The organism is Pseudonocardia cypriaca (assembly GCF_006717045.1).
GTDB classification, from domain to species: domain Bacteria; phylum Actinomycetota; class Actinomycetes; order Mycobacteriales; family Pseudonocardiaceae; genus Pseudonocardia; species Pseudonocardia cypriaca.
The window spans coordinates 2,584,731-2,608,416 of record NZ_VFPH01000001.1 but is presented as its reverse complement, the minus strand read 5'-3'; the positions used below and the strand labels follow the sequence as shown (position 1 = coordinate 2,608,416).

The window sequence follows — 23,686 nt, the reverse complement described above, 5'->3', positions numbered from 1 at the left end:
CCAACCACATAAAATGACTTCAATGGTTACTCTCGCCACGCCCCGAGCGCGCGCACCCTGGGTGGACGCGCAGTTCGTCGGCGGTCATCCGATGCTGGACCTCACGAACACCGTGTTCGACCGGGCCCACCCGGCACCGGACAACGAGCTGCTGAAGACACCGTCGGACGTGCTCACATGGTGCGAGTCGGTGGGACTCCTCGACAGCGCGCCGACGCCGGGCGACGCGGCAGCCGGCCTGGTGGAGGAGGTCCGAAACGTCCGGGAGCACGCGTGGGCGGTCTTCGACGCGGTGTCCCGCGGACAGCCCGTCCCCACCGGCCCGCTCGGCGCACTCCTGGAGCGGAGCGGAGCAGGCCTCCGCGCCGGCCACGTCCCGGACATCGACGTCGACCTTCGCCACCTGGCCGCCGACCGGGCCGTTCCCGGTGCGATAGCGACGGCGTTGGCCCTGCTGGCGGTGCACGCGGTGTTCACGCTGCCCGCCGACCGGGTCCGGGGGTGCGGGCGGTGCGGCTGGCTGTTCCTGGACTCGTCGCGGGGAGGACGCCGACGCTGGTGCAGCATGAGCACCTGCGGGAACCGCGAGAAGGCGAGCCGCCACCGCCAGGTGGCCCGGCCGGCGACGTGAGCCCGGCGGGCTCAGCCGAGTGAGCGGCGCATGATCGGGCGATCGGCCTTCCGCCGGGCCACCTCCGTGAAGCCCGCGTCGAGGAAGGCGCTCGCGACGCCGGTCATCGCGGTGTCGGAACCCGCGCGCCGCCCGGAGCGGGGCTCGACGGGATATCCCTCGACGATCCGGTGGTCGAGCGTCGCGGCGTGATCGCAGACGGCATCGAGGACGGCGGGGAGCAGGCCGGCGCCGCGGTACTGCCGACGGACGAAGATGCAGGGGATCGCGCAGACCGGCTCGTCGTCGATGCCGGCCAGCACGGGTGAACGCTCCACCCGCGGGAACGAGCTGCGCGGACCCATGGCGCACCAGGCCACCGGCTCGTCTCCGTCGTACACGAGCACGCCGGGAGCCGGTCGGCGCGAGGCCAGCCGCTTCATCGCCCGCCTGTTCCCCTCGCCCTTGCCCTCCATCCATTCCGAGATCGACAGCCGCCAGTGCATGCACCAGCACCCGCGAGCGCCGCCGTTCGAACCGAGCACGCGCTCGAAGTCGCCCCAGGTCTTCGCGCAAAGCTCCCGGACGTCGAGGGCGCCTTTTGCTCGCGCCTTACCGCGTTCGTCCGTGCTCATCGCCGAACCTCCGTGAGTCGCTGACGTGAAGTAACCATATATACCCAGGTTTCCGGTTACTCACCCCTCGCCGGCGCTCGGCGCCATCCGCGGGACGCGGATGCCGCAAGTTTCGGTGTTGCCCCCGATGTCGTCGGCCGACCCAGGAGGTGGTCGCGAACGAACCGTTGACCCCCTGCTCCTGCTACCGTCCCCCCGATAGTTGCGACGCCCATCCTCCGAGGTGTCCCGCATGCCCAACCCCATCCCCCGTCCCGCGGCGACGATCTCCGCGATCGCCGCGGAGGTCGGCGTGTCCGTCCCGACCGTGTCGAAGGTGCTCAACGGCCGCTCCGACGTCGCACCCGGGACCCGGGCCCGCGTCGAGGCCGCGCTGGCCCGCCACCGCTACAAGCGCAGGCCCCGCCGCCCCGCGACCGCCGGTCCTCCGCTGCTCGACCTCGCCTTCCACGAGCTCGACTCGGCGTGGGCCATCGAGATCGTCCGCGGGGTGGAGACCACCGCGGCGGCAGCGGGCGTCGGCGTGGTGCTCTCCGAGCTCGGCGGCGCACACCGGCCGCAGCAGGAATGGGTCGACGCCGTGCTCGCCCGCCGCCCGCAGGGCGTCATCCTCGTGCTGTCCACGCTCGGGCAGGAGCAGCAGTACCAGCTGGAGAGCCGGTCCATCCCGTTCGTGGTCGTCGACACCTCCGGCGAGCTACCCGGTGGCGTGCCCACCGTCGGCTCCAACAACTGGGGCGGTGGCCTCGCGGCCACCCGGCACCTGATCGGCCTGGGTCACCGGCGCCTCGCGGTCATCTCCGGACCCGAGGACGTCCTCTGCTCGCGGGCGCGCATCGACGGGTTCCGCAGCGCCCACGACGAGGCGGGCGTGCCGGTCGACCCCGCGCTCATCCGGCACGGCGACTTCACCGTCGACGGCGGGTACCGGCACGGCAAGGAGCTGCTCGGCCGTGCCGACCGGCCGACCGCCGTGTTCGCCGGCTCCGACATGCAGGCCCTCGGGGTGCTGCGCGCCGCCCGCGAGCTGGGCCTGGACGTGCCGCGCGACCTCTCCGTGGTGGGCTACGACGACCTGCCCCTCGCGGGCTGGACCGGGCCCGCGCTCACCACCGTCGACCAGCAGCTGCGCACCCAGGCCGTCACCGCCACCACGATGCTGCTCCAGCTGGCCAGGGGCGAGGACCCGCCCCTGCGCCGCGTCGAGCTCGCCACCGACCTGATCGTCCGCGAGAGCACAGCACCTCCGCCGAACGCGTGACCTCCCACGCTCCCGCGGGCGCATAACAGCGACCTGACCCGTCACCCGGATGGGCCCCTCTGGTGATGGGCTCAGCACGGTGCGGGCATCATCGTTCGCAGAGCGTGCACCCGAGCACGCCGGAACGATCGGGGAATCTGTGGTCCAGGTCCGCAACACGCCGCCCGCCGGGCCCGTAGCCCGGCAGTCCCGCTTGTGGCGCAACCTGGCGCTGGGCGCCGCCGCGGCCGCTGCGGTGCTCGTCGCCGTGCTGCTGGTGATCACCCCTGGAGCCACGCCGCCCCCGCCACCACCCGGCCAGACGCCTGCGCCCGTCCCCACCGGGCCGCAGCTCTACGTCGACCCCGCCGGCAACGACTCGAGCGACGGCTCCCAGGGCGCGCCGTTCCAGACCATCCAGAAGGCGCTGGACGAGGCCCGGCCCGGCACGACGATCAACCTGGCGCCGGGCGAGTACCGCGAGCAGCTCGCCACCCAGCGCGACGGGGAACCGGGCGCGCCGATCACGATCAAGGGCCCGGAGACCGGCCAGGACCGGTCCGGCCGCTACCAGGCCACCGTGTACGGCACCGCCCGCGTCTTCAGCATCGACCACAGCTACTACGTGCTCGAGGGCTTCACGATCGACGGCCAGGAGAAGCTGAAGGGCCGGCCGTTCCCCGAGGACCTGTCGGCGATCACGGCGTTCAAGCAGAGCGTGGCCAGGGACGTCGAGGACGGGCGGTTGATCTACGTCGGTGCGTCCGACCAGGCGCGCGACATCACCGGCATCGAGATCCGCAACATGTTCCTCAGCGGCGCGGGCGGTGAGTGCGTCCGGCTGCGCAACAACGCAACCGACAACATCATCGCCGACTCCGTGATCCAGTACTGCGGGTTGTTCGGCAAGAAGAGCGACGGCGGCGAGCGGTTCGAGTTCCACAACGGCGAGGGCGTCTACATCGGCACCAGCCCGAAGTCGGACGGCCAGCCGATGGCCGACAACGACCCGAGCTCCGGCAACCAGGTCACCGGCAACATCATCCGCACCTTCGGCTCGGAGTGCTTCAACGTCAAGGAGAACGCGCACGACAACGTGTTCGAGAACAACCAGTGCTTCGGGAACGCCGAGAGCGCCGAGTTCGACGGCAGCAACGTCGAGCTGCGCGGGCACAACAACGTCGTGCGCAACAACACGATCAGCGGCTCGGAGGCCGTCGCCATCAAGGTCAAGAGCGACAGCGGCTACGACAAGGGCGGCAACGTCGTCGAGGGCAACCAGATCTCCGACGTCGCGACGGAGGCGTTCCAGGTCGAGTCGAATGCCCAGCAGGGGCAGATGTGCGGCAACGAGGTGCGGGGAGGCAGCCTCGGCGAGGACGCGCCCGCGGGCGTCGACCAGCCCTGCTGAGCCGCCTCAGCCGGGGAGCGTGCTGAGCGCCTCGACCACGCGGGCCGCGCCGTCCTCGGTGCGCACGCGCCTGCCGATCTCGGCCGCCGCGGTCCGGTGCCGCCCGGTCTGCAGGTCGCGGATGCGCTCGGCGAGGGTCTGCGCGGTCAGCGCCGTGAACGGCAGGGGTGCCGGGCCGGCGCCGAGCGCGCGGATCCGTTCGCCCCAGAGCGGCTGGTCGGCGTAGACCGGTACCGCGACCGACGGCGTGCCGGCGATGAAGGCGGCACCGGTGGTCCCGGCGCCGCCGTGGTGCACCACGGCGGCCATCTGGGGGAACAACCACGAGTGGGGGACGTCGCCGATGGTCAGCACGTCGGGGCCGGCGCTCTCCAGCCCGGCCCACCCGGCCTGCACCACGGCCCGCACGCCGGCGCGCCGCACCGCCTCGGCGACGGTCTCGGACAGCCAGCCGTCCTGACCGGCGGCCATGCTGCCGAAGCCGATGAACACCGGGGCGGGCCCCGCGTCGAGGAAGTCCATGAGGTCCGCGGGCGGGCTCCAGCCGGCCGGCTGGTGCGCCGGCCAGTAGCCGACGACCTCGAGCCCCTGCCGCCAGTCCGCTGGGCGCGGCAGCACGTGAGCGCTGTAGCCGTGCAGCACGGGCCACCGCTGCTCGCGCCTGCGCCGCGCTCGGTCCCGGCGGGACCGGGGCGGTGACCCGAGCTCGGCGCGCACCCGCGCCGCGGCCCGGTGGTATGGCGTGAGCGAGGCCAGCGCGACCCGTCCGGCGACCCGGTTGCCGAGGCTCCCCAGTGAGCGTGCGGAGTGGAGGAAGATCGGCGGGAAGGCACCCGTCGGCTCCACCGGCTGGCAGTACACGCCCATGCCGGGGATGCCGAGCCCGTCGGCGATCTCGTAGCCGAACATCGCCGTCAGGTTGACGAGCAGGACGTCCGCGTGCCGCGCGGCCGCGAGCAGGTCGACCGCGGCGTCCTCGAGGTACCGCGTCATGCGCCGCGCCTGCTCGGCGAGGAACCGGGGCGACGACCGCCAGCCGCGCGGGAAGTCGGAGATCGACCGGGCGTCCCCAGCGACGCCGGCGAACCCGAGCCCACCAGAGCGGACGAGCGGCGCGAACTCGGTGTGGGCCGCCACGGTCACCTCGTGCCCCGCAGTGGCCAGGCGCTGCCCGAGCCCGACGAAGGGGGCGACGTCGCCCCGTGAGCCGAGGGCGGCGATCAGAACGCGCATGCCCGCATCCTCCCCCGGCCGGGAGCCGTGATCGACACGTCGCGTCACGCCACGTGACAAAGGGCGTATCCCGTTCGCCCGTTCGGGGGTTGTAAGGGCGTGAGAGAACGCACCGGCGGCGCCGCCCGCCTACCGCTCGTCGCCGCTCTGGTCGCCGTCGCATGCACGGTGCCCACCACGGCCGCCTACGCCGCGACGACCGCAGGCGGGACCGACACCGTGGTCGCCCTGGTCAACCAGGAGCGCGCCGAGGCGGGCTGCAAGCCCGTCACCGTGGACAGCCGCCTGACCACCGCGGCGCAGAAGCACTCGCAGGACCAGGCGGACACGGAGACGATGACCCACGTCGGCTCGGACGGCTCCACGCTCGGCCAGCGCGTCACCCGGGCCGGCTACAAGTGGCGGAAGGTCGGGGAGAACGTCGCGATGGGCACGACGTCGCCGGAGTACGCGATGCAGATGTGGATGAACAGCGACGCCCACCGCAAGAACATCCTCAACTGCGCCTTAAAGAACATCGGCGTCGGCGTTGCCGACGGCTACTGGACGCAGGACTTCGCCACTCCCAAGTAGAACCCGTCGGGGCGTTCTAGACTCGGCCGTCGTGAGCGCCCCGACCCGCCGGGCACCGGCCGACCTGCTGGTGCACCTGCGCCGCGCCCGCGACCACGTCGACCGCCACTACACGGAGCCGCTCGACCTGGAGGCGATCGCGGCGGTCGCCGGGATCAGCAAGTACCACTTCCAGCGGCTGTTCACCGCCACCTACGGCGTCTCCCCCGCCGCACACCTGTCGCAGCGCCGGGTGGAGCGCGCCCAGGACCTCCTGCGCGCCACCAACCTCACCGTCACCGAGGTCTGCCACGCCGTCGGCTTCTCCAGTCTCGGCTCGTTCAGCAGCCGGTTCCGCGAGCTGGTCGGCGAGTCACCGAGCGAGTTCCAGCGCCGGTGGGCCGCCACCGGCGCGCCGCGCATCCCCGGGTGCTTCGTGTTCATGTGGGGACTCGCCGAGCGGCGCGGCCCCGAGGAACAGGACTGCGCAAGCGAGGAGAAGCGGCCGGAGGCCCCCGGCTCCTAGCCTTGACCGCATGATCACGAACGTCTCGATCGCCAGCGTGTTCGTCAAGGACGTCGACGCCAGCAAGGCCTTCTACATCGATGTGCTCGGCTTCCAGGAGCACACCGACATCACGCTCGGCGAGGGCTACCGGTGGTGCACCGTGAAGAGCCCGACCCAGCCGGACCTGCAGATCCACCTCACGGTGCCCGGCCCGCCGATCCCGGACGACCTGGTGGCCTCCATCAACCGCGCCCTCGACGCGGGCAACATGTTCGGGATCGGCGTCAACGTGGACGACTGCCGCAAGACCTACGAGGACCTGCAGGCCAAGGGCGTCGAGTTCATCCAGCCGCCCGAGGAGCGCCCGTACGGGGTGGAGGCCGTGGCCCGCGACAACTCCGGCAACTGGATGGTGCTCGTCGAGCCGAAGGAGTACTCCCCCGCCGACTTCGCGTAGACGAGCTGGTGCCCCGCCTTGCAGCCCGTGCTCGACCACGTGCCACGGGCCGAGCCGGTGCCCCAGGAGCGCTCGGTCCCGCTGGTCGCCGGTGGGTCCGCAACATGATCGCGAGTCCGGGGGATCACTAGGCTGCGCACGCGCCCGAGCTGGTCCGTCCCGTGAGACACGTGCGCGAGTCGTACGTGGCGGCGATGGCCGAGTTCCAGGCCGAGGGCAGGGGCGGGCCGGACGACCAGACCGTGATCGGCGCGGAGATCCGCAGGTACGGCCCGACCTGGCACACCCGGGAGGGCTTCGCCCGGTACGTGCGGGACCTGCGCGCCGAGGCGGAGGCGGACAGGCCACGACCGGCCGGCATCGTGCCGGCCACCACGCTGTGGTGGGTCGAGGGCGCCGAGTACCTCGGCCGGCTCGCCATCCGGCACCGGCTGACCCCGAAACTGCTCGACGTCGGCGGACACATCGGATACGACGTGCGCCCGAGCGCTCGCCGCCGCGGCCACGCCACCGCCATGCTGCGCGCCGCGCTGCCGATCGCCGCCGGTCTCGGCATCGACCGCGCGCTCATCACCTGCGACGTCGACAACCTCGGCTCCCGGAAGGTGATCGAGGCGTGCGGCGGCGAGTTCGAGGACCAGCGGGGCGTGAAGCTCAGGTTCTGGGTGCCGACGTCGCCAGCGTAGCCGGAACGGCCGAGCGCTCAGCCCAGTCCCAACATCCGCACCGCGTTCTCCTTGAGGACCAGCGGGCGGACCTCGTCCTTGACGTCGAGCTCGGCGAAGTCGCGCAGCCACCGCTCCGGCGTGATCAGGGGGAAGTCGGAGCCGAAGAGCACCTTGCGCTTGAGCAGCCCGTTCGCCGCGCGCACCAGCTGCGGCGGGAAGTAGCGCGGGGACCAGCCGGACAGGTCGATGTAGACGTTCGCCTTGTGGGTGGCGATCGAGATCGCCTCGTCCTGCCACGGCACCGACGGGTGGGCCATCACCACCGTCAGCTCCGGGAAGTCGGCCGCGACGTCGTCGAGCAGCATCGGGGCGGAGTAGCGCAGCTTGATCCCGCGCCCACCGGGCAGGCCGGCGCCGATGCCGGTCTGGCCGGTGTGGAACAGCGCCGGGACGCCGAGCTCGGCGATGGCCTCGTAGAGCGGGTAGAACGTGCGGTCGTTCGGCTCGAACACCTGCAGGCTGGGTGGAACTTGAACCCGCGGGCGCCGCGCTCGACGAGCCTGCGGATCCGCGCGACGGCGGCCTTGCCGGCGTGCGGGTCCACCGAGCCGAACGGGATCAGCACGTCGGCGTGCTCGGCCGCGGCGTCGATGATCTCCTCGCTGGACAGCGCCGGGTGGCCCGTGCCCGCGGTGGCGTCCACCGTGAAGACGACCGCCGCGGTGCGGCGGGCGCGGTAGTGCTCGGCGATCGAGGCCACCGTCGGGGTCCGGTCCTGGTCGGCCTTGAAGTACTTCGCCGAGGCGTCGATCAGCTCCTGGTCGAGCGAGAGGCAACCGTGCCCGTCCTGCTCGACGTGCACGTGGACGTCGATGGCGTCCAGCGAGGCGAGGTCCATCGTCTCCTCCTAAGGCAGCTGGTGCTCGGCCTTGCTGGCGAGCAGGGCGCGCAACGCGGCGTCGCGGCGGGCCACCAGCTCGGCCTGGTCGGTGCCGTCCAGCTCGGCATCGACCCCCGCGACGATCTTGGCCGCCAGCTCGGGGGTGAGTGACGGGTCGCCCATGTCGCGCCACCACGCTTCGGTGGGCGGGCCGAGGTGCTCCAGCACGTGGGCGATGCCGCCCGGCCCGCCCGACAGGTGCTGCACCGCGAACGGCCCGAGCAGTGCCCAGCGCAGGCCAGGACCGTTCGCGATCGCGGTGTCGATGTCGGCCACGGTGGCGACACCGCGGTCGACCAGCGAGTACGCCTCCCGCCACAGCGCGGCCTGCAGCCGGTTGGCGACGTGGCCCGGCAGCTCGTGGCGCAGCCGGATCGGTTTCTTCCCCAGCCCGGTGTAGAAGGCCATTGCCCGTTCGACGGCCTCCTCGCCGGTGCGCTCCCCCGGTACGACCTCCACGAGCGGCAGCAGGTGCGGCGGGTTGAACGGGTGCCCCACGAGCACCCGCTCCGGGTGCGCGGTGCAGGCGGTCGCGATCGCACTGGGTAGCAGCCCGGAGGAGCTGCTGGCCAGGACCACGTCCGGGCGGGCCGCCGCGTCCATCGCCGCGTAGAGGTCGTGCTTGACCTCGATGCGCTCGGGGCCGTTCTCCTGCACGAAGTCCGCGCCGGCCACCGCCTCGGCGACGTCGTCGACGAAGGAGAGGCGGCCGCGTGCGTCGAGGCCGGTGGCCGCCACGTCCGCGCGCAGCCGGTCCTCGGCACCCGGGGCCGGATCGGTGGCCACTACGTCGAAGCCGTTGGCCAGGAACAGCGCGGCCCAACTCGCTCCGATGACGCCGGTTCCGACGACGGCGACGGTTCTCATCGAGCCAGCTCCACGAACGCGTCGAGGGACGTGGGGTCGGCGAGCACGTCCCGGCTCGCCACCTCCTCCGGCGCGGCGCCGAGCAGGATCCGCTTGGCCGGCAGCTCCAGCTTCTTGCCGGTGCGGTTGCGCGGCACCGCCGGCACGGCGACGACCCGGTCCGGCACGTGCCGCGGCGACAGCGCCGAGCGCAGCTCCCGGGCGATCCGCGCGCGCAGGGCGTCGTCCAGCTCGACCCCGGGCGCCGGCACGACGAACAGCAGCAGTTCCCCGTTGCCGCCCGCCGGGTCCTCCAGGTGCACGACCAGGCTGTCGGCGACCTCCGGCAGCTCCTCCACCACCCGGTAGAACTCGGCGGTGCCCAGCCGCACCCCGCCGCGGTTGAGCGTGGCGTCCGAGCGGCCGGCGACGACCACGGAGCCCGTCTCGGAGAACCGCACCCAGTCCCCGTGCCGCCAGACGCCGGGGTAGAGGTCGAAGTAGGTCGCCCGGTAGCGGCTGCCGTCCGGGTCGCCCCAGAAGCCGACCGGCATCGACGGCATCGGCTCGGTGATCACGAGCTCGCCCAGCTCCCCCACGACCGGCTTGCCGTCTGCGTCGAACGCCGCCGCCGCCACGCCGAGCGCGGATCCGGAGATCTCGCCCTCCACGACCGGCTGCCACGGCCCGCCCTGCACGATCCCGGAGCACACGTCGGTGCCGCCGCTGCCGACGTTGAGCAGCGCGCCGGGGAACCGGTCGGCGACCCACCGGTAGCCCTCCGCCGGCAGCGGGCTGCCCGCGGCGCCGATCTGCCGGATCTGCGAGAGGTCGTGGTCGCGGGTCGGCTCGACGCCCGCGGCGCGGCAGGCCATCAGCCAGCCGGGGGACGCGCCCATCAGCGTGGCCCCTGTCTCCTCGGCGAGCCGCCACTGCCAGCCGGGGTCGGGGTGCACCGGGTTGCCGTCGATCAGCACGGCGCCCGCGCCGACCAGCAGGCCCGAGACCAGCGCGTTCCACATCATCCACGCCGTGGTGGAGAACCAGAGGATCCGGTCGCCGGACTGCAGGTCCCAGCTCAGCGCGTGGTTCTTCAGGTGCTCGAGCAGGATGCCGCCGTGGCCGTGGACGATCGCCTTCGGCCGCCCGGTGGTGCCGGAGGAGAACAGCACGCAGAGCGGGTGTGCGAACGGCACCGGATCGAACGCGAGCTCGCCCGGTTCCCCGAGGAGCGCGTCCCACGGCAGGGCGTCCGGTACGTCGCCCGCGCCGTAGGGGATCGCGACGACGTGGCGGACGGTTGGCAGCCCGGCCCGCAGCGCCGCGACCTCCGCGGTGCGGTCGATCGGCTTGTCGCCGTAGACGTAGCCGGGCACGACGAGCAGCACGGACGGCTCGACCTGCGCGAACCGGTCGATCACGCTGCGGGCGCCGAACTCGGGCGCGCAGCTCGCCCACACCGCGCCGAGGCTCGCCGTGGCGAGGAAGGCGACGAGTGTCTCGGGGATGTTCGGGGCGTAGGCCACCACGCGGTCGCCGCGCTCCACACCGAGCCTGCGCAGCCCCTCCCGGGCCCGGGCTACCTGGTCGCGAAGCTCGTCCCAGGACAGCTCCACGCGGTCCCGGGTCTGGGAGTAGGCGATGACGGCCGGGGCGTCGCCCGTGGTGCGCAGGGCGTGTTCGCCGTAGTTCAGCGTGGCGCCCGGGAACCACTCCGCGCCCGGCATCTCCCGGCGCGCGAGCACCGCGGCGGGCGGGGTGTGGAACCGGACCGCGAAGAACTCCGCGACCGCCGACCAGAACCCGTCCAGATCGGTGGTCGACCAGGCGTGCAGGTCGGCGTAGGAGGTGAACCCGAGGCCTCGCACGGTGCGCAGCCAGTCGAGGAACCGGGCGATCTCGGTGCCGGGCGGCGGAGTCACGACGGTCACGAAGGCCGCACCTTCGCGCCCCGGCCGGCGAGGAACGCCCGCATCCGCTCCTGCGCCTCGCCGCTGCTGGACGCCACCGCGGCCATCAGCGCCTCCAGGAAGAAACCCTCGTCACGGCCGGTCTCGGCAATCCGCGGCAACGCCTGCAACACCGCGTAGTTCGTCACCGGGGAGTTCGCCGCGGCCCGGCCCGCGAGCTCCCGCGCCGTGGCCGGCCCGGCGCCGTCCTCGACGAGGTAGGTGGAGAGGCCGGCCGCCTGCCCCTCGGTCGCGTCCAGCACGCGACCGGTGAGCATCATGTCGGTCATCAGGGCCGTGCCGATGAGCCGCTGCACGCGCACCGCGGCGCCGCCGCCCACGAACAGGCCACGCTGGCCCTCCGGCAGCGCGTAGAAGGCGCTGCGCTCGGCCACCCGCACGTGGGCGGCGCTCGCGAGCTCCAGCCCGCCGCCGACGACGGCCCCCTTCAGCACGGCCACCACGGGGATGCTGCCGCGCTCGATCCGCTCGAACGCGCGGTGCCACATCCGCGAGTGCTCCATCCCGGCGAACGCGTCCCGGTCGGCGAGCTCGCCCATGTCGAGGCCGGCCGAGAAGTGGTCGCCGTCGGCCTCGAGGACGACCGCGCGCACCCCGGGCGGCGGGGCGGCGAAGAACGCCTCGATCCCGAGCACGGTGGCGTCGTCGAGGGCGTTGCGCTTCGCGGCTCGGGCGAGCCGGAGCACGGCGACGGGGTCCTCGGGGCCGTCCCGCTCGACGTGCAGGGTCGGCGGGAGCGCCCCGTTGCGGGAGGGCACTGCTCTGTGAGACGGCACTGCGGAGCTGCTCATGAGGACCTTTCGGCGTCGGGGACCAGGTCGGCCGCGCGGTGGCGCAGCTCGACCCGGCGGACCTTCCCGGTGGCGTTGCGAGGCAGCGCGTCGGTCCGCACGAGGTACTTCGGGATCTTGTAGCGGGCGAGGTGGGCCTCCAGGTGGGCGCGCAGGTCGTCCTCGCTGACCTCGCTGCCCTCCCTCAGCTGGATGTACGCGGCGCCGACCTCGCCCCACCTCGCGTCGGGCACGGCGACGACGGCGGCGTCGGCCACCGGGTCCAGCTGCACCAGAACGGCCTCGACCTCGGCCGGGTAGATGTTCTCCCCACCGGAGATGATCACGTCCTTCACGCGGTCGACGACGTCGGCCCAGCCGTCGGGCGCGACCCGCACCACGTCGCCGGTGCGGAACCACTCGCCGTCGACGAACGCGGCCTCCGTCTCCTGCGGCCGGTTCCAGTAGCCGATGAACACGTGCGGTCCGCGCACGAGCAGCTCGGCGGGCTCGGGGCCGACCGGCACGCGTTCCCCGTCGCGGAGCATGGCGACCTCGGTGGCGAGGTGCGGCACGCCGACCGACACGGGCCGGTCCGCGTCGGCCCCCCGCGGCACCATGTAGACGCCGGGGGACGCCTCGGTCATGCCGTAGCCCTGCTGGACCTGCACGCCGCGGTCGAGCCACGCCCGCGCGACGCGCTCCTGCACCGGCGAGCCCCCGTAGAGGACGGTGTGCAGCGTGTCGAGCTTCGCGCTCTCCCAGCCGGGGTGCTCCACCATCATCTGCAGCATCGTCGGCACCGCGGAGAAGCTGGTGATCCCGGCCTCGCCGATCCGGGCGAGCACGCGGCCGGCGTCGAAGCTCGCGAGCGGCTCGACACAGCCGCCCTTGAAGAGCGTGGGCAGCGTGACCTGGCCGAGCCCGACGCAGTGGAAGAGCGGGGAGATGCAGAGGGCGTGGTCGGTGCTCACCACGTCCACGTGCGCGAGCTGGTTGACGGTGTTCCAGGTGAGGTTGCCGTGGGTGAGCACGGCGGCCTTGGGGCGGCCGGTGGTGCCGGAGGTGTAGAGCAGGATCGCCGGGTCGTCGAGGGTGACGACGGGCGGGTCCGCGAGCGGCTCCGCGGCGGCGATCGCGTCCTCGTACTCGGGCCCGACGCGCAGTACGGGCACGTCCGCACCGGCGGCCTCGACGAGGGCGGCCGTGTCGGCGCTGTGCACGAGGAGCGCCGCACCGGAGTCCCCGAGCATGTAGCGGATCTCGGCGGCGGCGAGGCGGTAGTTCAGCGGCGCCGCGATCGCGCCGAGCAGCCACGTGGCGAAGTAGGTCTCGAACACGCTGATCGCGTTGACGCCGAGGTAGGCGACCCGGTCGCCGGGCCCGACCCCGCGCTCGGCGAGCACGGCGGCCAGCCGGGCGGTGCGCTCGGCCAGCTCGGCGTAGGTGAGGGTGCGCTCGCCCTCGACCAGCGCCGGGCGCTGCGGCGCGATCCGCGCGCGCCGCGACGGCCAGCTGCCCAGCCCCGGGGCGGACGCGTGCCGCAACGCTGCGCTGTCCATGGAACCTCCGCCGAATGACAGGCTTCCTGATACCGCCGTACCCTAACCCGCCGAACCGGAACGACGGAAGGCCGCGCTCGCCTGCGTGTGCCGGCTCACCTGCTCGCCGGGGACGCTTCGGCGAGCCTGCGCGCCGCGGCGGCGCGTTCGAAGGGCGTGTCGCCGCGGGCCCGGCGGTCGCCCAGGCCGGCGTAGAGCTCGGCGACGGTGGCGGAGTCGTGGTGCTGCGCGAGCGCGGCGAGCGCCGGGTCGCTGCCGGCCAGCACCTCGCGGAAGCGCAGCTCGGCGAGCGGGCCGAGCTGGTCGTAGATCTGCACGAACACCCGCTGCGCAGCCGGGCGCGGCCAGTCCGGCGGCAGCAGCTCGGCGGGCAGGTCCGGGTCGGTCTCCGGGAAGTGCCGCCAGTCGACGCGCAGCCCGGTGCGCAGCCGCAGCGCCTCCGCCGGGCCGATCCGGCCGGCCTCGACCTCGGCGAGCAGCGGTTCGTAGCGAGCGGTGAAGTCCCGGTACTCGGCCGCGAGCGGCCGGAGGTCGAACGCGGCGCACGGACTGCCGGCCGCGGAACCACCCGGCACCTCCGTGCACCGCAGGACGGTGGCCGTTGCGACCCCGAGCTCCTCGAGCACCGCGCGGGCGGCGGCGCCGGTGTCGTGCGGGCTGACCCAGAGCCCGTCGTAGAGGGCGGCGAAGCGCAGCACCCGCAGGCGGGCCCGCAGCGTGGAGCGGACCTCCCGGTCCTGCTCCGGCACCGAGAACGCCAGCACCGTCCAGTGCCCGTCCCACTTCGGCGCCGCCGCGCCGAAGGTCAACATCCGGTGCGTCCGCTCGACGATCACCTCGGAGGTGCGGGGCGGGATGCCGTACGCCGTGGTCCGGCCGCTGCGCGACACGGTCAGCAGGCCGCGGGCGGCGAGCCGGCGCATCGCCGCCCGCGCACTCTCGGCGGTGATGCCGAACTCCGCGAGCAGCCGGACCAGCGCGGTCGAGGGGATGTGCTCGTCGCGCCAGTACCAGAAGTCGCCGAGCAGCGAGGTCAGGAGGAGCTGCGCCTCGCGGCCGTTCTGCGCACGCGGTAGGTCGATCGCCGCCATGCCGACCGAATCTACGGGCATCGCCGAGTATCAGGACCCTTGACATTGGCGACAGGAATCGCGACGCTCGTCCTCATTCCTGACTGGCAAGGCCGACCCAACGCCGGGAGAACCGCCATGCACCGTGCCGTCCGGGTGTGCGCCCTCGCCGCCACCGCGGGAGCGCTCCTCGTCGCGACCGCCTGCGGGTCCGACGCGCCGACCGCAACCGATGTGCCCGCCGGCGCCGATCCGGCACTGCACGCGGCGCTCCCGGAGGAGGTCCGGGAGGCGGGCGTGATCCGCTTCGCGGGCGACTCGCACCCGCCATACCGCACCGTCCAGCCGGACGGCTCCGTCACCGGGATCGACCGCGACTTCCAGGACGCGCTCGGCCGCGTGCTCGGGGTGCGCACCGAGACCCAGATCGTCGACGGCCTCCCCGCCGCGCTCCAGGGCATGCTCGCGGGCCGCTACGACGCGTTCAACGGGCCGGTCAAGGCCACCGCCGAGCGCGAGCAGCAGTTCGACACCGTCACCTGGATGACCACGCGCACCTCCTACGTGGTGCCCGCCGGCTCCCAGGCCGGTATCGCCGGGCCGGAGGACCTGTGCGGCAAGCGCGTGGCCGTCACCGCCGGGAGCGTCGTGGAGGAGCAGCTCGGGAAGCTGTCGGAGTCGTGCGCGCGGACGGGCCGGCCCGCCGCGCAGGCCATCGGCCTCGCCGACACCAACGAGATCCTGCTCGCCGCGCAGTCCGGCCGCGCCGACGCCGCCGGCATGACCCAGGCCGCCGCCATCGACGTCACCACCCAGCGGCCGGGCGAGTTCACCTACGTCACCCAGACCGAGGAGCAGGGCGCCAGCGTCGACAACCTCGCGCTGTACGTGCCGAAGACCGGCGGGCTGGGCCCGGTGGTGCGCGACGCGTTCGCCCGGCTCTTCGCCGACGGGACCTACGCCGAGATCATGCAGCGCTGGGGCCTGCAGGACGTCGCAGTACCCGAGCCGGTGCTGAACGCGGGCTCGCAGGGCGGTACGCCGTGACCGCCCCCGGCGCGGCCGCCGCCACGGCCGCGCCCGTCGACGTCGCCACGGCGCACCGGCGCGCGCAGCCGTGGCGGTGGGTGGGGGGCGCCGTGCTCGCCGTGGTCGCGGCTCAGCTCGTCGCGTTCGCGGTGGGCAACGAGCGCTTCGCGTGGGACGTCGTCGCCGCGCACCTGTTCGAGCCGAGCATCGTCGCGGGCGTCGGCACGACCGTGCTGGTCGCGGTGCTCGCCATGCTGATCGGCTCGGTCGTCGGCGCGCTGGTCGCCGCCGCGCAGCTGTCGGACTTCGCGCCCGCCCGCTGGGCCGCGACGCTGTGGGTCGGGGTGTTCCGCGGCATCCCGCCGCTGGTACAGCTGATCTTCTGGTTCAACCTGGCGTACCTGCTGCCGCGGATCCCGATCGGGATCCCGTTCGGGCCGACGTTCGCATCCTTCGACGCCAACGACGTGATCACCCCGTTCACCGCGGGCGTGGTCGGGCTGTCGCTGGTGGAGTCGGCCTACCTCGCGGAGATCATCCGGGGCGGCGTGCTCGGCGTCGACGCGGGCCAGCGCGACGCCGCCCGCGCGATGGGCTTCACGCCGCTGCAGACGCAGGGGCGGATCGTGCTGCCGCAGGCGATGCGGATGATCCTCCCGCCCGCCGGGAGCCAGTTCATCAGCGTGCTCAAGGGCACCGCGCTCGTCAGCGTGATCGCGATGTCCGACCTGCTGCACGCCGTGCAGGTGATCTACAACCGGAACTACCAGATCGTGCCGCTGCTGATCGTGGCGTGCATCTGGTACCTGGCGCTCGTCACCGCGCTCACCGCGGTGCAGCGCCGGGTGGAGCGCCGGTTCGCGCGCGGGCACGTGCGGGAGGCGGTGTGAGCGGGAAGGTGATCGCCACGGAGGCCCCGGCAGCGACCGGCGGCGAACGCGCACCGGTGCTGAGCCTGCACCACGTCAGCAAGCGGTTCGGCGACCACGCCGCGCTCGACGGCGTCAGCCTCGACGTGCACGAGGGCGAGGTCGTGGTCGTCGTCGGGCCGTCCGGGTCGGGCAAGTCGACGCTGGTGCGCTGCGTGCACCAGCTCGAGGCGATCGACGGCGGCTCGATGCACCTGGACGGCGAGCTGCTCGGCTACGAGCCGCACCGCGGCGGGCTGCGCCCGCTGCGCGAGCGGGGCGTCGCGGCACAGCGGCGCCGCATCGGCATGGTGTTCCAGCAGTTCCAGCTGTTCCCGCACTTCACGGCCCTGCGCAACGTCGCGGAGGCGCCGATGCGGGTGCACGGGGCGAGCCGGGCCGACGCCGAGCGGGAGGCCATGGAGCTGCTGGAGCGCGTTGGCCTGCACGACCGCGCCCACCACTACCCGCGGCAGCTCTCGGGCGGGCAGCAGCAGCGGGTGGCGATCGCCCGCGCGCTCGCCGTCCGGCCCCGCGTGCTGCTGTGCGACGAGCCGACGTCAGCGCTGGACCCCGAGCTGGTGGACGAGGTGCTCGCGGTGCTGCGCGGGCTCGCCGCCGACGGCCTGACCATGGTCGTCGTCACCCACGAGATGGCTTTCGCCCGGGAGGTCGGCGACCGCCTGGTCTTCATGGAGGCCGGGCGGGTCGTCGAGAGCGGCCCGCCCGCCGAGCTGTTCGCCCGGCCGCGCACCGCGCGGCTGCGCGCGTTCCTGTCCCGCCACACGAAGGAAGGCATCTCATGATCACCGTCGCGGCCGTCGGCGATCTCATCCTCGACGAGCCCGACCCCGCGTCCTTCCTCGCGCCGTCCGCTCCCCTGCTCCGCGCCGCCGACGTCGCGGTCGGGCACGTCGAGGTGCCGCACTCCGCCACCACCGTCCAGGTCAGCACCGACGTGCCCGCCCCGCCTGCGGACCCGGCCGCGCTCGGCGCGCTCGCCGACGCCGGGTTCGACGTGGTGACGCTCGCCGGGAACCACATCTACGACGCGGGCGACGTGGGCATCGCCGACACCGTGGCGCACGCCCGGAAGGCCGGGCTCGTGCCCACCGGCGCCGGCGCGAACCTGGACGAGGCCACCGCGCCCGCGGTCGTCGAACGCGGCGGGCTGCGGGTGGGCGTGCTGTCCTACAACTGCGTGGGTCCCCGCGAGTCGTGGGCCACCTCCCGCAAGCCCGGCTGCGCCTACGTGCACGTGCTCACCCACTACGAGCTGGACCACGCGAGCCCCGGCGGCCCGCCGCGGGTCTACACGTTCGCCGATCCCGACAGCCTGGAGCGGATGGCCGCCGACGTGCGCCGGCTGCGCGCCGAGGCCGACGTGGTGCTGGTGGCGCTGCACAAGGGCGTGGGGCACACCCCGGCCGCGGTCGCGATGTACGAGAGCCCGGTGGCGCGCGCGGCGATCGACGCGGGCGCCGACGCGGTGCTCGGCCACCACGCGCACATCATGCGGGGCATCGAGGTGCACCGCGGCCGCCCGATCTTCCACGGGCTGGGCAACTTCGTCACCGTCACCCGCGCGCTGACCCCCGCCGAGGGCACGGGCAGCGTCGAGACGCGGGCGTGGGCCGAACGCCGCAAGGCGCTGTACGGGTTCGCGCCCGACCCGGACATGCCGTACTACCCGTTCCACCCGGAGAGCCGGAACACCGTGCTCGCCCTGCTCCGGTTCGACGCGGGCGGGATCGTCGAGGCCGGGTACGTGCCGTGCTGGATCGACGACCGCGGCCGCCCGGTGCCGCTGCCCGAGGGGCCGGAGCACCGCGGGGTCGACGGCTACGTCCGGTCGATCACCGAGGCCGCCGGCTGGGACGCCGGCTTCACCGTGCGCGGCGCCGACGTACTGGTGCCGCTGGGAAGGACCGCATGAGCGACCAGCCCCTCGCCGGGCGCACCGTGATCGACCTGACCACGGCGCTGGCCGGCCCCTACGCCACCCTCCTGCTCGCCGGCCTCGGCGCCACCGTGATCAAGGTGGAGAACCCGGCCGGCGGGGACGTGTCCCGCAACAACGCGCCCTACCTCGGGGAGCACGGTCTCTCACTGGCCCGCACCGGCGAGGCCGACATGTCCGTGTCGATGCTCGTGCGGGGCCGCGGCAAGCTCTCCGTCACGCTCAACCTCAAGGACCCGCGCGGGCGCGCGGTGTTCCACGACCTCGTCCGCGACGCCGACGTGGTCGTCGAGAACTACTCCCCCGGCGTCACCCGCAGGCTCGGCATCGACTACGCCGCCGTCCGGGAGGTCAACCCGCGGCTGGTCTACACCTCGATCAGCGGGTTCGGCGCGCAGGGCGGTCCCGGCTCGGGCAAGGCGATGGACTCGATCATCCAGGCGCTCTCGGGCGTGATGCTGACGGCGGGCGAGCCCGACGAGGGCCCGGTGCGCTTCGGCCTGCCCATCGGAGACCTGCTCGCCCCGCTGTTCGCCGTGATCGGCACCGTGTCGGCGCTCCTGCAGGCCGAGCACACCGGCGAGGGCCAGCACGTCGACGTCTCGATGCTCGGCGCCCTCACCTCCCTCATGGCGTGCGAGCCGTTCGACGCGTTCGACGCGGTCGGGCTGGCACAGCGCACCGGGGCGACGGTGCCGCGGCTGGCGCCGTTCGGGGTGCTGCCGACCGCGGACGGGCACATCGCGCTGTGCGCGCCGACCGACGCGTTCGCCGCGGGCGTCTTCCGCGCGATGGGCCGGCCCGACCTCGCCGCCGACGACCGCTTCCGCACCCGCGACGAGCGCGTGCGCCGCGCCGACGAGCTGCACGAGCTGATCCGGAGCTGGTCCCGCGTGCGCCCGACCGCGGAGGTCGTCGCGGCGTTCACGGCGGAGGGCGTGCCCGCCGCCGAGGTCCGCGACCCGGCCGCCGCCGTGCGCGACCCGCTCGTGCGCGAGCGCGAGGAGGTCGTGCCGCTGGCACACCCGCGCTTCGGCGCCGTCGCCGACCTGTCGGCCACCGGGGTGCCCATCCGCTTCTCCGGCGCCCGCGCCTCGCTGGAGCGTCCGGCCCCTGAGCTCGGCGAGCACAACGACCACGTGTACCGGGAGCTGCTCGGCTACAGCCCGGAGCGGCTCGCGGAGCTCGCCGAGGAATCGGTCATCTGATGCTGGACGAGCTGCTGCAGGTGGCGGGCGACCGTCCGGCCGCGGCGCACGCGACGGGCCTGCCGGTGGTGGGGTGCGTCGGCGCCGACGTCCCGGTCGAGGTCCTCACCGCGGCCGGGTTCCTGCCGCTGCGGCTGGCCGGCGACCCCGATGCACCCAGCGACGCGGGCGACCTGATCCTCGGCCGCGGCGTCGACCCGGTGGCCCGCTCCGTGCTCACCTGCCTGCTCGACGGCGGCTACGGCCCGCTGGCCGCGCTCGTCGTGTCCCGGGACTGTGAGGCGTCGCTGCGGCTGTTCTACGCCGTGCGCGAGCTGCACCGGACCGGCGACGGGGCCGCACTCCCGCCGGTGCACCTGGTCGACGTGCTCCACCTGCCGCACCGCAGCACCACCGCCTACGTGCTCGCGAAGGTGCGCGAGCTGCGCGCGCAGGTGGCCCGCTGGAGCGGCCACGACGTCGCCGACGACGCGCTGGCCGCCGCCGTGGCCGCCCACGACCGGGTGCGGACGCTGCTCGGGCGCGTGGCCACGCTGCGGCGGGTCCGGCCGGCCCGGCTTTCCGGGATGCAGGCGCTCGCGGTCGTCGCCGCCACCACGGCGCTGCCGCCCGACCGGGCGGCCGAGCTCCTCGACGGGCTGCTCGCGCAGCCCCTGCCCGATGTCACCGGCACCCGGGTGTTCCTCACCGGGAGCAGCCACGACCACCCCGGCGTCTACGCCGCGCTGGAGCAGGCCGGCCTGCTCGTCGTCGGCGAGGACCACGACTGGGGCGACCTGCTGCACCACCGCCGCGTCGACCCGCCGCCCGACCCGGCGCTGCTGGAGCTCGCGATCGCCGAGCGCTACCAGCACAACGGGCCGACGGCGGCGCGGGCGTCGATGAGGCAACGGGCCGCGCACACCGCGGCGGCCGCGCGCGCCTGCGGCGCCGAGGCGCTGCCGGCCTACGCGAGGATCCGCGACGACGCCCCGCGCTGGGACTTCCCCGCCCAGCGGGCGGCCACCGGCCTGCCCGCGGTGCTGCTCGAGCACCAGCCCTACGGGCGGGTCGATCTCGATGCGATGGGCGCCCTCCGGGCGGAGGTGGCGGCGTGACCCGGCTCGCCAGCGCGCAGCGGGCCACCGCCCACCAGCGGCAGTGGTTCGCCGACCTGCGCGCCGAGGTGGCCGCGGGCGCCCCGCTCGCGCTGGTCAACGCGGACGCCCCGCAGGAGGTGTTCCGCGCCATGGGCATCCCGTACGTCGTCAACCAGTGGTGGGCGTCGATCATCACCGCGAAGCGGCGGGGCCCGGACCACCTGGCAGCGCTGCGGGCGCACGGCTACCCCGACGACAGCGAGCAGTACAACGCGCTCCCCCTCGGCGGGGCGCTCGACCCGCCACCGGACGACCCGCCGTGGGGCGGGCTGCCGCAGCCGTCGATCGTGCTCGCCGAGACCACGGGCGACGCCGCGCGCAAGGTCTTCGACCTCTGGGGCGAGCGGCCCGGAACCGTCTTCTACGCGCTGGAGAGCGCCGCGGCGAACGCGGTGCCGCCGCGCTGGTGGGAGCTGGTGCCGGACCGCTGGGAGGAGGCCGTCGGCTCCGACCGGCTGGACCTGCTCGTGGCCGAGCTGGAGGGCCTGGTCCGGTTCCTGGAGACGACCACCGGCCGGGCGTTCTCGGAGACCCGGTTCCGGGCGGTGCTGGACCTGGTCAACGAGCAGGCGGAGTGGAACCGGCGCACCCGGGACCTCATCGCCGCCGCGCGCCCGTGCCCGATCGAGGTGACCGACGGGATCCCCGCCGTGATGGTGCCGCAGTGGCACCGCGGCACCGAGTGGGCCCGCGACGCCGCCCGGGCGCTGCACGACGAGGTCGCCGAGCGGGTCGCCGCAGGCGCCGGGGTCGGCGTCGACGAGCGGGCCCGGCTGATGTGGGTGGGCCGCGGGCTGTGGTTCGACCTCGGCTTCTACCGGCGGTTCCAGGAGCGCTACGGCGCCGTGTTCGTGTGGTCGATGTACCTGGCGGTCGCCGCCGACGGGTACGCCCGGTACGGCGGCGAACCGCTGCGCGCGCTCGCGGCCCGGTTCGCCGCGTTCTCCGACCAGCTCTACACCCCACCCTGGTCGGTGGAGTGGTACGTGAAGGAGGCCCGGCTGCACGGCGTCGACGGGGTCGTGCACCTGGTCTCCGACGACCCGCGGGGCAGCTTCTTCACCACCCGCGCCCTGGAGGCCGCCGGGTTCCCGGTGCTGGAGCTCCACGCCGACAACGTCGACTCCCGCACAGCCGAACCCGGCGCCCTCGATCAGCAGGTCGGTGCCTGGCTCGAGTCCGTCGTGCTGCGCAGGAGGTCGTGATGCTCCGACCCGCGTCGGCGCTGCTCGCCGCGTTCCTCGCCCTCGCGGCGGCCTGCAGCGCGCCCCAGCAGGTGGCGTCCCAGCAGGCGGCCCCGCCGCCTGCGCCGGGGTCGTCGTTCGGGCACCACCGGCCCGCCCCGCAGTTCGCCGAGCGGATCACCGAGACCTTCTACCTGCCGATGCGCGACGGCACGCGGCTCGCGGTGCGGCTCGACCGCCCGGCCGCGGGTGGCGTCCCGGCACCCGGGCCGTTCCCGGTGCTGTGGCACCACACCCTCTCGATCGACAGCAAGCCCGAGGACGGGGCGGGCGGTTTCTCGGCCGTCCCCGGTCTCACCGCGCACGGGTACGTCGTCGCGCAGGTCGCGCGGCGCGGGAACGGGCAGTCGTTCGGGGTGCGCCGCGGCTACAACGACCGCGTCGAGGCGCACGACGCCTACGAGGTCACCGAGTGGCTTGCGACGCAGCCGTGGTCGACCGGGAAGGTCGGGACCTACGGCTGCTCCAACACCGGCGACGCGGCCCTGCACGCGCTCACCCTGCGCCCACCCCACCTCGCGGCGGCGTTCGCCGGGTGCTTCGCGTGGGACAAGTACGACGCGTGGCGGGTCGGCGGGATCGCCGCCCAGTGGGGCACCGGGCCGTCCCGCACGGTGGAGCAGGACATGCAGAACCAGCCGGTGGCGGGCGACGAGGACCGGGCGCTGCTGCACCAGGCCGCGCTCGAGCACCAGGGCTCCCCGCCGCTGGCCGAGCTGTGGCGCGGGATGCCGTTCCGCGACAGCTTCTCCCCGCTCGTGCTGTCCCGGTTCTGGTCGGAGGGCAGCGCGGGGTCCTACGGCGACCAGATCCGGGCGTCGGGCGTGCCGCTCTACGTCGTCGGCGGCTGGCGCGACGAGCTGCGCGGGCAGGGCGTGGCGGCACTGCTGAACGTGCCGGGGTCGCGGCTGCTGATCGGACCGTGGAAGCACTGCGAGAACGCCGGCTTCGCGCTCGTGGAGGAGGCGCACCGGTTCTTCGACCGGCACCTCAAGGGGATCGACACCGGGATCGACGGCGAACCCCGCGTGCACTACGCCACACCCGACTCCGACGTCCCCGACGCGACCGGCCTGCCGTGGCGCACGGCGGACACCTGGCCCCCGGCCGTCGTGACGATGACCCCGACGCCGCTCGGCGGTGACGGCGTGCTCGGCTCCGGCGCCGCCGGTGGCCGCGCGTTCACCGTCGGCGCCGACGGCACGTGCCCCACCGCGGGCAGCGGGCCGCTCGCCCAGCCGTGCCACGTCGCAGGCGCGGGGACGAACTGGACCGGGCCCGTCCTGGCCGCCGACACATGGCTGACCGGCTCCCCCGTCGCGGACGTGCACGTCCGCGTCGACCGTCCCGACGCGCACGTGTTCGCCCACCTCGAGGACGTCGCACCGGACGGCACGGTCACCGTGATCACCGAAGGCCGGCTACAGGCGTCGTTGCGCGCCGAGCACCCGGCCCCCTACCGCCTGCCCGACGGTGTGCCGTGGCACCGGTCGTACGCGCAGGACGCGGTCCCGCTCGCCGCGGGCGAGGTCGCCCGGCTGCGCATCGGGATGCTGCCCACCTCCTACGTCGTGCGCGCCGGACACCGCATCCAGATCACGGTCACGGGCGCCGACCACCGTGCCTCCGCCCCGCTGCCCGACGCGCAGGGGGCGCGCATCGAGGTGCTCACCGCCCCCGACCGCCCCTCGCTCGTGCAGCTCCCGATCGCCCCGGCCTGAGCCCC

23 protein-coding genes and 2 pseudogenes are annotated in these 23,686 nt (G+C 74.1%); 16 read left to right on the top strand and 9 right to left on the bottom strand.

What is annotated here, in order from left to right; genetic code table 11:
* The first annotated feature begins 22 nt into the window (after positions 1–22).
* Positions 23–631, top strand: a complete 609-nt coding sequence (locus FB388_RS40375; RefSeq protein WP_142100534.1) for a CGNR zinc finger domain-containing protein — start codon at positions 23–25, stop codon at positions 629–631.
* A gap of 11 nt (positions 632–642) precedes the next feature.
* On the opposite strand, the gene FB388_RS12465 is transcribed toward FB388_RS40375, so the two are convergent.
* On the bottom strand, positions 643–1,245 hold the full coding sequence (locus FB388_RS12465; protein ID WP_142100532.1) for a GNAT family N-acetyltransferase: 603 nt from the start codon (positions 1,243–1,245) through the stop codon (positions 643–645).
* A gap of 232 nt (positions 1,246–1,477) precedes the next feature.
* Between FB388_RS12465 and FB388_RS12460 the strand changes: the two genes are divergently transcribed.
* The gene (locus FB388_RS12460; RefSeq protein ID WP_142100530.1) at positions 1,478–2,506 is read left to right on the top strand and encodes a LacI family DNA-binding transcriptional regulator; all 1,029 of its coding nucleotides are present in this window, start codon (positions 1,478–1,480) and stop codon (positions 2,504–2,506) included.
* A gap of 139 nt (positions 2,507–2,645) precedes the next feature.
* Positions 2,646–3,896, top strand: a complete 1,251-nt coding sequence (locus FB388_RS12455; protein ID WP_170225586.1) for a DUF1565 domain-containing protein — start codon at positions 2,646–2,648, stop codon at positions 3,894–3,896.
* A gap of 6 nt (positions 3,897–3,902) precedes the next feature.
* Here FB388_RS12455 and FB388_RS12450 read toward each other — a convergent pair whose 3' ends face one another.
* Complete coding sequence (locus tag FB388_RS12450; RefSeq protein ID WP_142100526.1) at positions 3,903–5,129, bottom strand: glycosyltransferase; 1,227 nt, start codon at positions 5,127–5,129, stop codon at positions 3,903–3,905.
* A gap of 99 nt (positions 5,130–5,228) precedes the next feature.
* Between FB388_RS12450 and FB388_RS12445 the strand changes: the two genes are divergently transcribed.
* From FB388_RS12445 to FB388_RS12430, 4 genes are all read left to right on the top strand, one after another.
* Positions 5,229–5,702: a CAP domain-containing protein gene (locus tag FB388_RS12445; RefSeq protein ID WP_142100524.1), complete on the top strand. Its 474-nt coding sequence runs from the start codon at positions 5,229–5,231 to the stop codon at positions 5,700–5,702.
* 31 nt (positions 5,703–5,733) lie between these two features.
* On the top strand, positions 5,734–6,207 hold the full coding sequence (locus FB388_RS12440; RefSeq protein ID WP_142100522.1) for a helix-turn-helix domain-containing protein: 474 nt from the start codon (positions 5,734–5,736) through the stop codon (positions 6,205–6,207).
* 10 nt (positions 6,208–6,217) lie between these two features.
* Positions 6,218–6,646, top strand: coding sequence for a VOC family protein (locus FB388_RS12435; RefSeq protein ID WP_142100519.1), 429 nt, complete (start codon positions 6,218–6,220; stop codon positions 6,644–6,646).
* A 170-nt stretch (positions 6,647–6,816) separates the two neighbouring features.
* Positions 6,817–7,332, top strand: coding sequence for a GNAT family N-acetyltransferase (locus FB388_RS12430; protein ID WP_211361875.1), 516 nt, complete (start codon positions 6,817–6,819; stop codon positions 7,330–7,332).
* 17 nt (positions 7,333–7,349) lie between these two features.
* Here the strand turns inward: FB388_RS12430 and couO are convergent.
* Positions 7,350–7,877: pseudogene (couO, locus tag FB388_RS40870) on the bottom strand (4-hydroxyphenyl-beta-ketoacyl-CoA hydrolase); the annotation flags it as partial.
* On the opposite strand from couO, the gene FB388_RS40865 reads away from it, so the two are divergent.
* Entirely contained in the window at positions 7,845–8,054 is a 210-nt protein-coding gene (locus FB388_RS40865; protein ID WP_281290426.1) for a hypothetical protein, read from the top strand. The pseudogene couO and the gene FB388_RS40865 sit on opposite strands and share 33 nt — an antisense overlap.
* Here the strand turns inward: FB388_RS40865 and FB388_RS40860 are convergent.
* The 6 genes and pseudogenes from FB388_RS40860 to FB388_RS12400 all read right to left on the bottom strand — a co-directional run.
* Positions 8,012–8,212, bottom strand: a pseudogene (locus FB388_RS40860) (4-hydroxyphenyl-beta-ketoacyl-CoA hydrolase); the annotation flags it as partial. The gene FB388_RS40865 and the pseudogene FB388_RS40860 overlap by 43 nt on opposite strands.
* A gap of 9 nt (positions 8,213–8,221) precedes the next feature.
* Positions 8,222–9,121: a 3-hydroxyacyl-CoA dehydrogenase NAD-binding domain-containing protein gene (locus FB388_RS12420; RefSeq protein ID WP_142100517.1), complete on the bottom strand. Its 900-nt coding sequence runs from the start codon at positions 9,119–9,121 to the stop codon at positions 8,222–8,224.
* Positions 9,118–11,031: an acetoacetate--CoA ligase gene (locus FB388_RS12415; RefSeq protein ID WP_142100515.1), complete on the bottom strand. Its 1,914-nt coding sequence runs from the start codon at positions 11,029–11,031 to the stop codon at positions 9,118–9,120. The genes FB388_RS12420 and FB388_RS12415 overlap by 4 nt, the downstream gene beginning before the upstream one ends.
* Positions 11,028–11,846 (bottom strand): crotonase/enoyl-CoA hydratase family protein, encoded by an 819-nt coding sequence (locus tag FB388_RS12410; RefSeq protein WP_246121863.1) that lies wholly within the window; start codon positions 11,844–11,846, stop codon positions 11,028–11,030. Before FB388_RS12410 ends, FB388_RS12415 begins: the two co-directional genes overlap by 4 nt.
* Before the next feature lie 11 nt (positions 11,847–11,857).
* Positions 11,858–13,402: an acyl-CoA synthetase gene (locus FB388_RS12405; protein WP_142100507.1), complete on the bottom strand. Its 1,545-nt coding sequence runs from the start codon at positions 13,400–13,402 to the stop codon at positions 11,858–11,860.
* Positions 13,403–13,497: 95 nt separating this feature from the next.
* Positions 13,498–14,493, bottom strand: a complete 996-nt coding sequence (locus tag FB388_RS12400) for a PaaX family transcriptional regulator (protein ID WP_142100505.1) — start codon at positions 14,491–14,493, stop codon at positions 13,498–13,500.
* 117 nt (positions 14,494–14,610) lie between these two features.
* Between FB388_RS12400 and FB388_RS12395 the strand changes: the two genes are divergently transcribed.
* Genes FB388_RS12395 through FB388_RS12360 form a run of 8 tightly spaced genes read left to right on the top strand, consistent with a single transcriptional unit; the run spans position 14,611 to position 23,681 of the window.
* Positions 14,611–15,519 (top strand): transporter substrate-binding domain-containing protein, encoded by a 909-nt coding sequence (locus tag FB388_RS12395; protein WP_142100503.1) that lies wholly within the window; start codon positions 14,611–14,613, stop codon positions 15,517–15,519.
* Positions 15,516–16,391 carry an amino acid ABC transporter permease gene (locus tag FB388_RS12390; RefSeq protein WP_142100501.1) on the top strand — a complete coding sequence of 292 codons (876 nt, stop codon included), beginning with the start codon at positions 15,516–15,518 and terminating at the stop codon, positions 16,389–16,391. Before FB388_RS12395 ends, FB388_RS12390 begins: the two co-directional genes overlap by 4 nt.
* Positions 16,388–17,215 carry an amino acid ABC transporter ATP-binding protein gene (locus tag FB388_RS12385; RefSeq protein WP_425468540.1) on the top strand — a complete coding sequence of 276 codons (828 nt, stop codon included), beginning with the start codon at positions 16,388–16,390 and terminating at the stop codon, positions 17,213–17,215. Before FB388_RS12390 ends, FB388_RS12385 begins: the two co-directional genes overlap by 4 nt.
* A complete protein-coding gene (locus FB388_RS12380; RefSeq protein ID WP_142100499.1) occupies positions 17,212–18,345 on the top strand; it encodes a CapA family protein in 1,134 nt (377 codons plus the stop codon). The genes FB388_RS12385 and FB388_RS12380 overlap by 4 nt, the downstream gene beginning before the upstream one ends.
* Positions 18,342–19,577 (top strand): CaiB/BaiF CoA transferase family protein, encoded by a 1,236-nt coding sequence (locus tag FB388_RS12375; protein WP_142100497.1) that lies wholly within the window; start codon positions 18,342–18,344, stop codon positions 19,575–19,577. The genes FB388_RS12380 and FB388_RS12375 overlap by 4 nt, the downstream gene beginning before the upstream one ends.
* On the top strand, positions 19,577–20,674 hold the full coding sequence (locus FB388_RS12370) for a 2-hydroxyacyl-CoA dehydratase family protein (RefSeq protein ID WP_142100495.1): 1,098 nt from the start codon (positions 19,577–19,579) through the stop codon (positions 20,672–20,674). Before FB388_RS12375 ends, FB388_RS12370 begins: the two co-directional genes overlap by 1 nt.
* Positions 20,671–21,921 carry a 2-hydroxyacyl-CoA dehydratase family protein gene (locus FB388_RS12365; protein ID WP_142100493.1) on the top strand — a complete coding sequence of 417 codons (1,251 nt, stop codon included), beginning with the start codon at positions 20,671–20,673 and terminating at the stop codon, positions 21,919–21,921. Before FB388_RS12370 ends, FB388_RS12365 begins: the two co-directional genes overlap by 4 nt.
* Complete coding sequence (locus tag FB388_RS12360) at positions 21,921–23,681, top strand: CocE/NonD family hydrolase (RefSeq protein WP_142100491.1); 1,761 nt, start codon at positions 21,921–21,923, stop codon at positions 23,679–23,681. The genes FB388_RS12365 and FB388_RS12360 overlap by 1 nt, the downstream gene beginning before the upstream one ends.
* Positions 23,682–23,686: the final 5 nt, after the last annotated feature.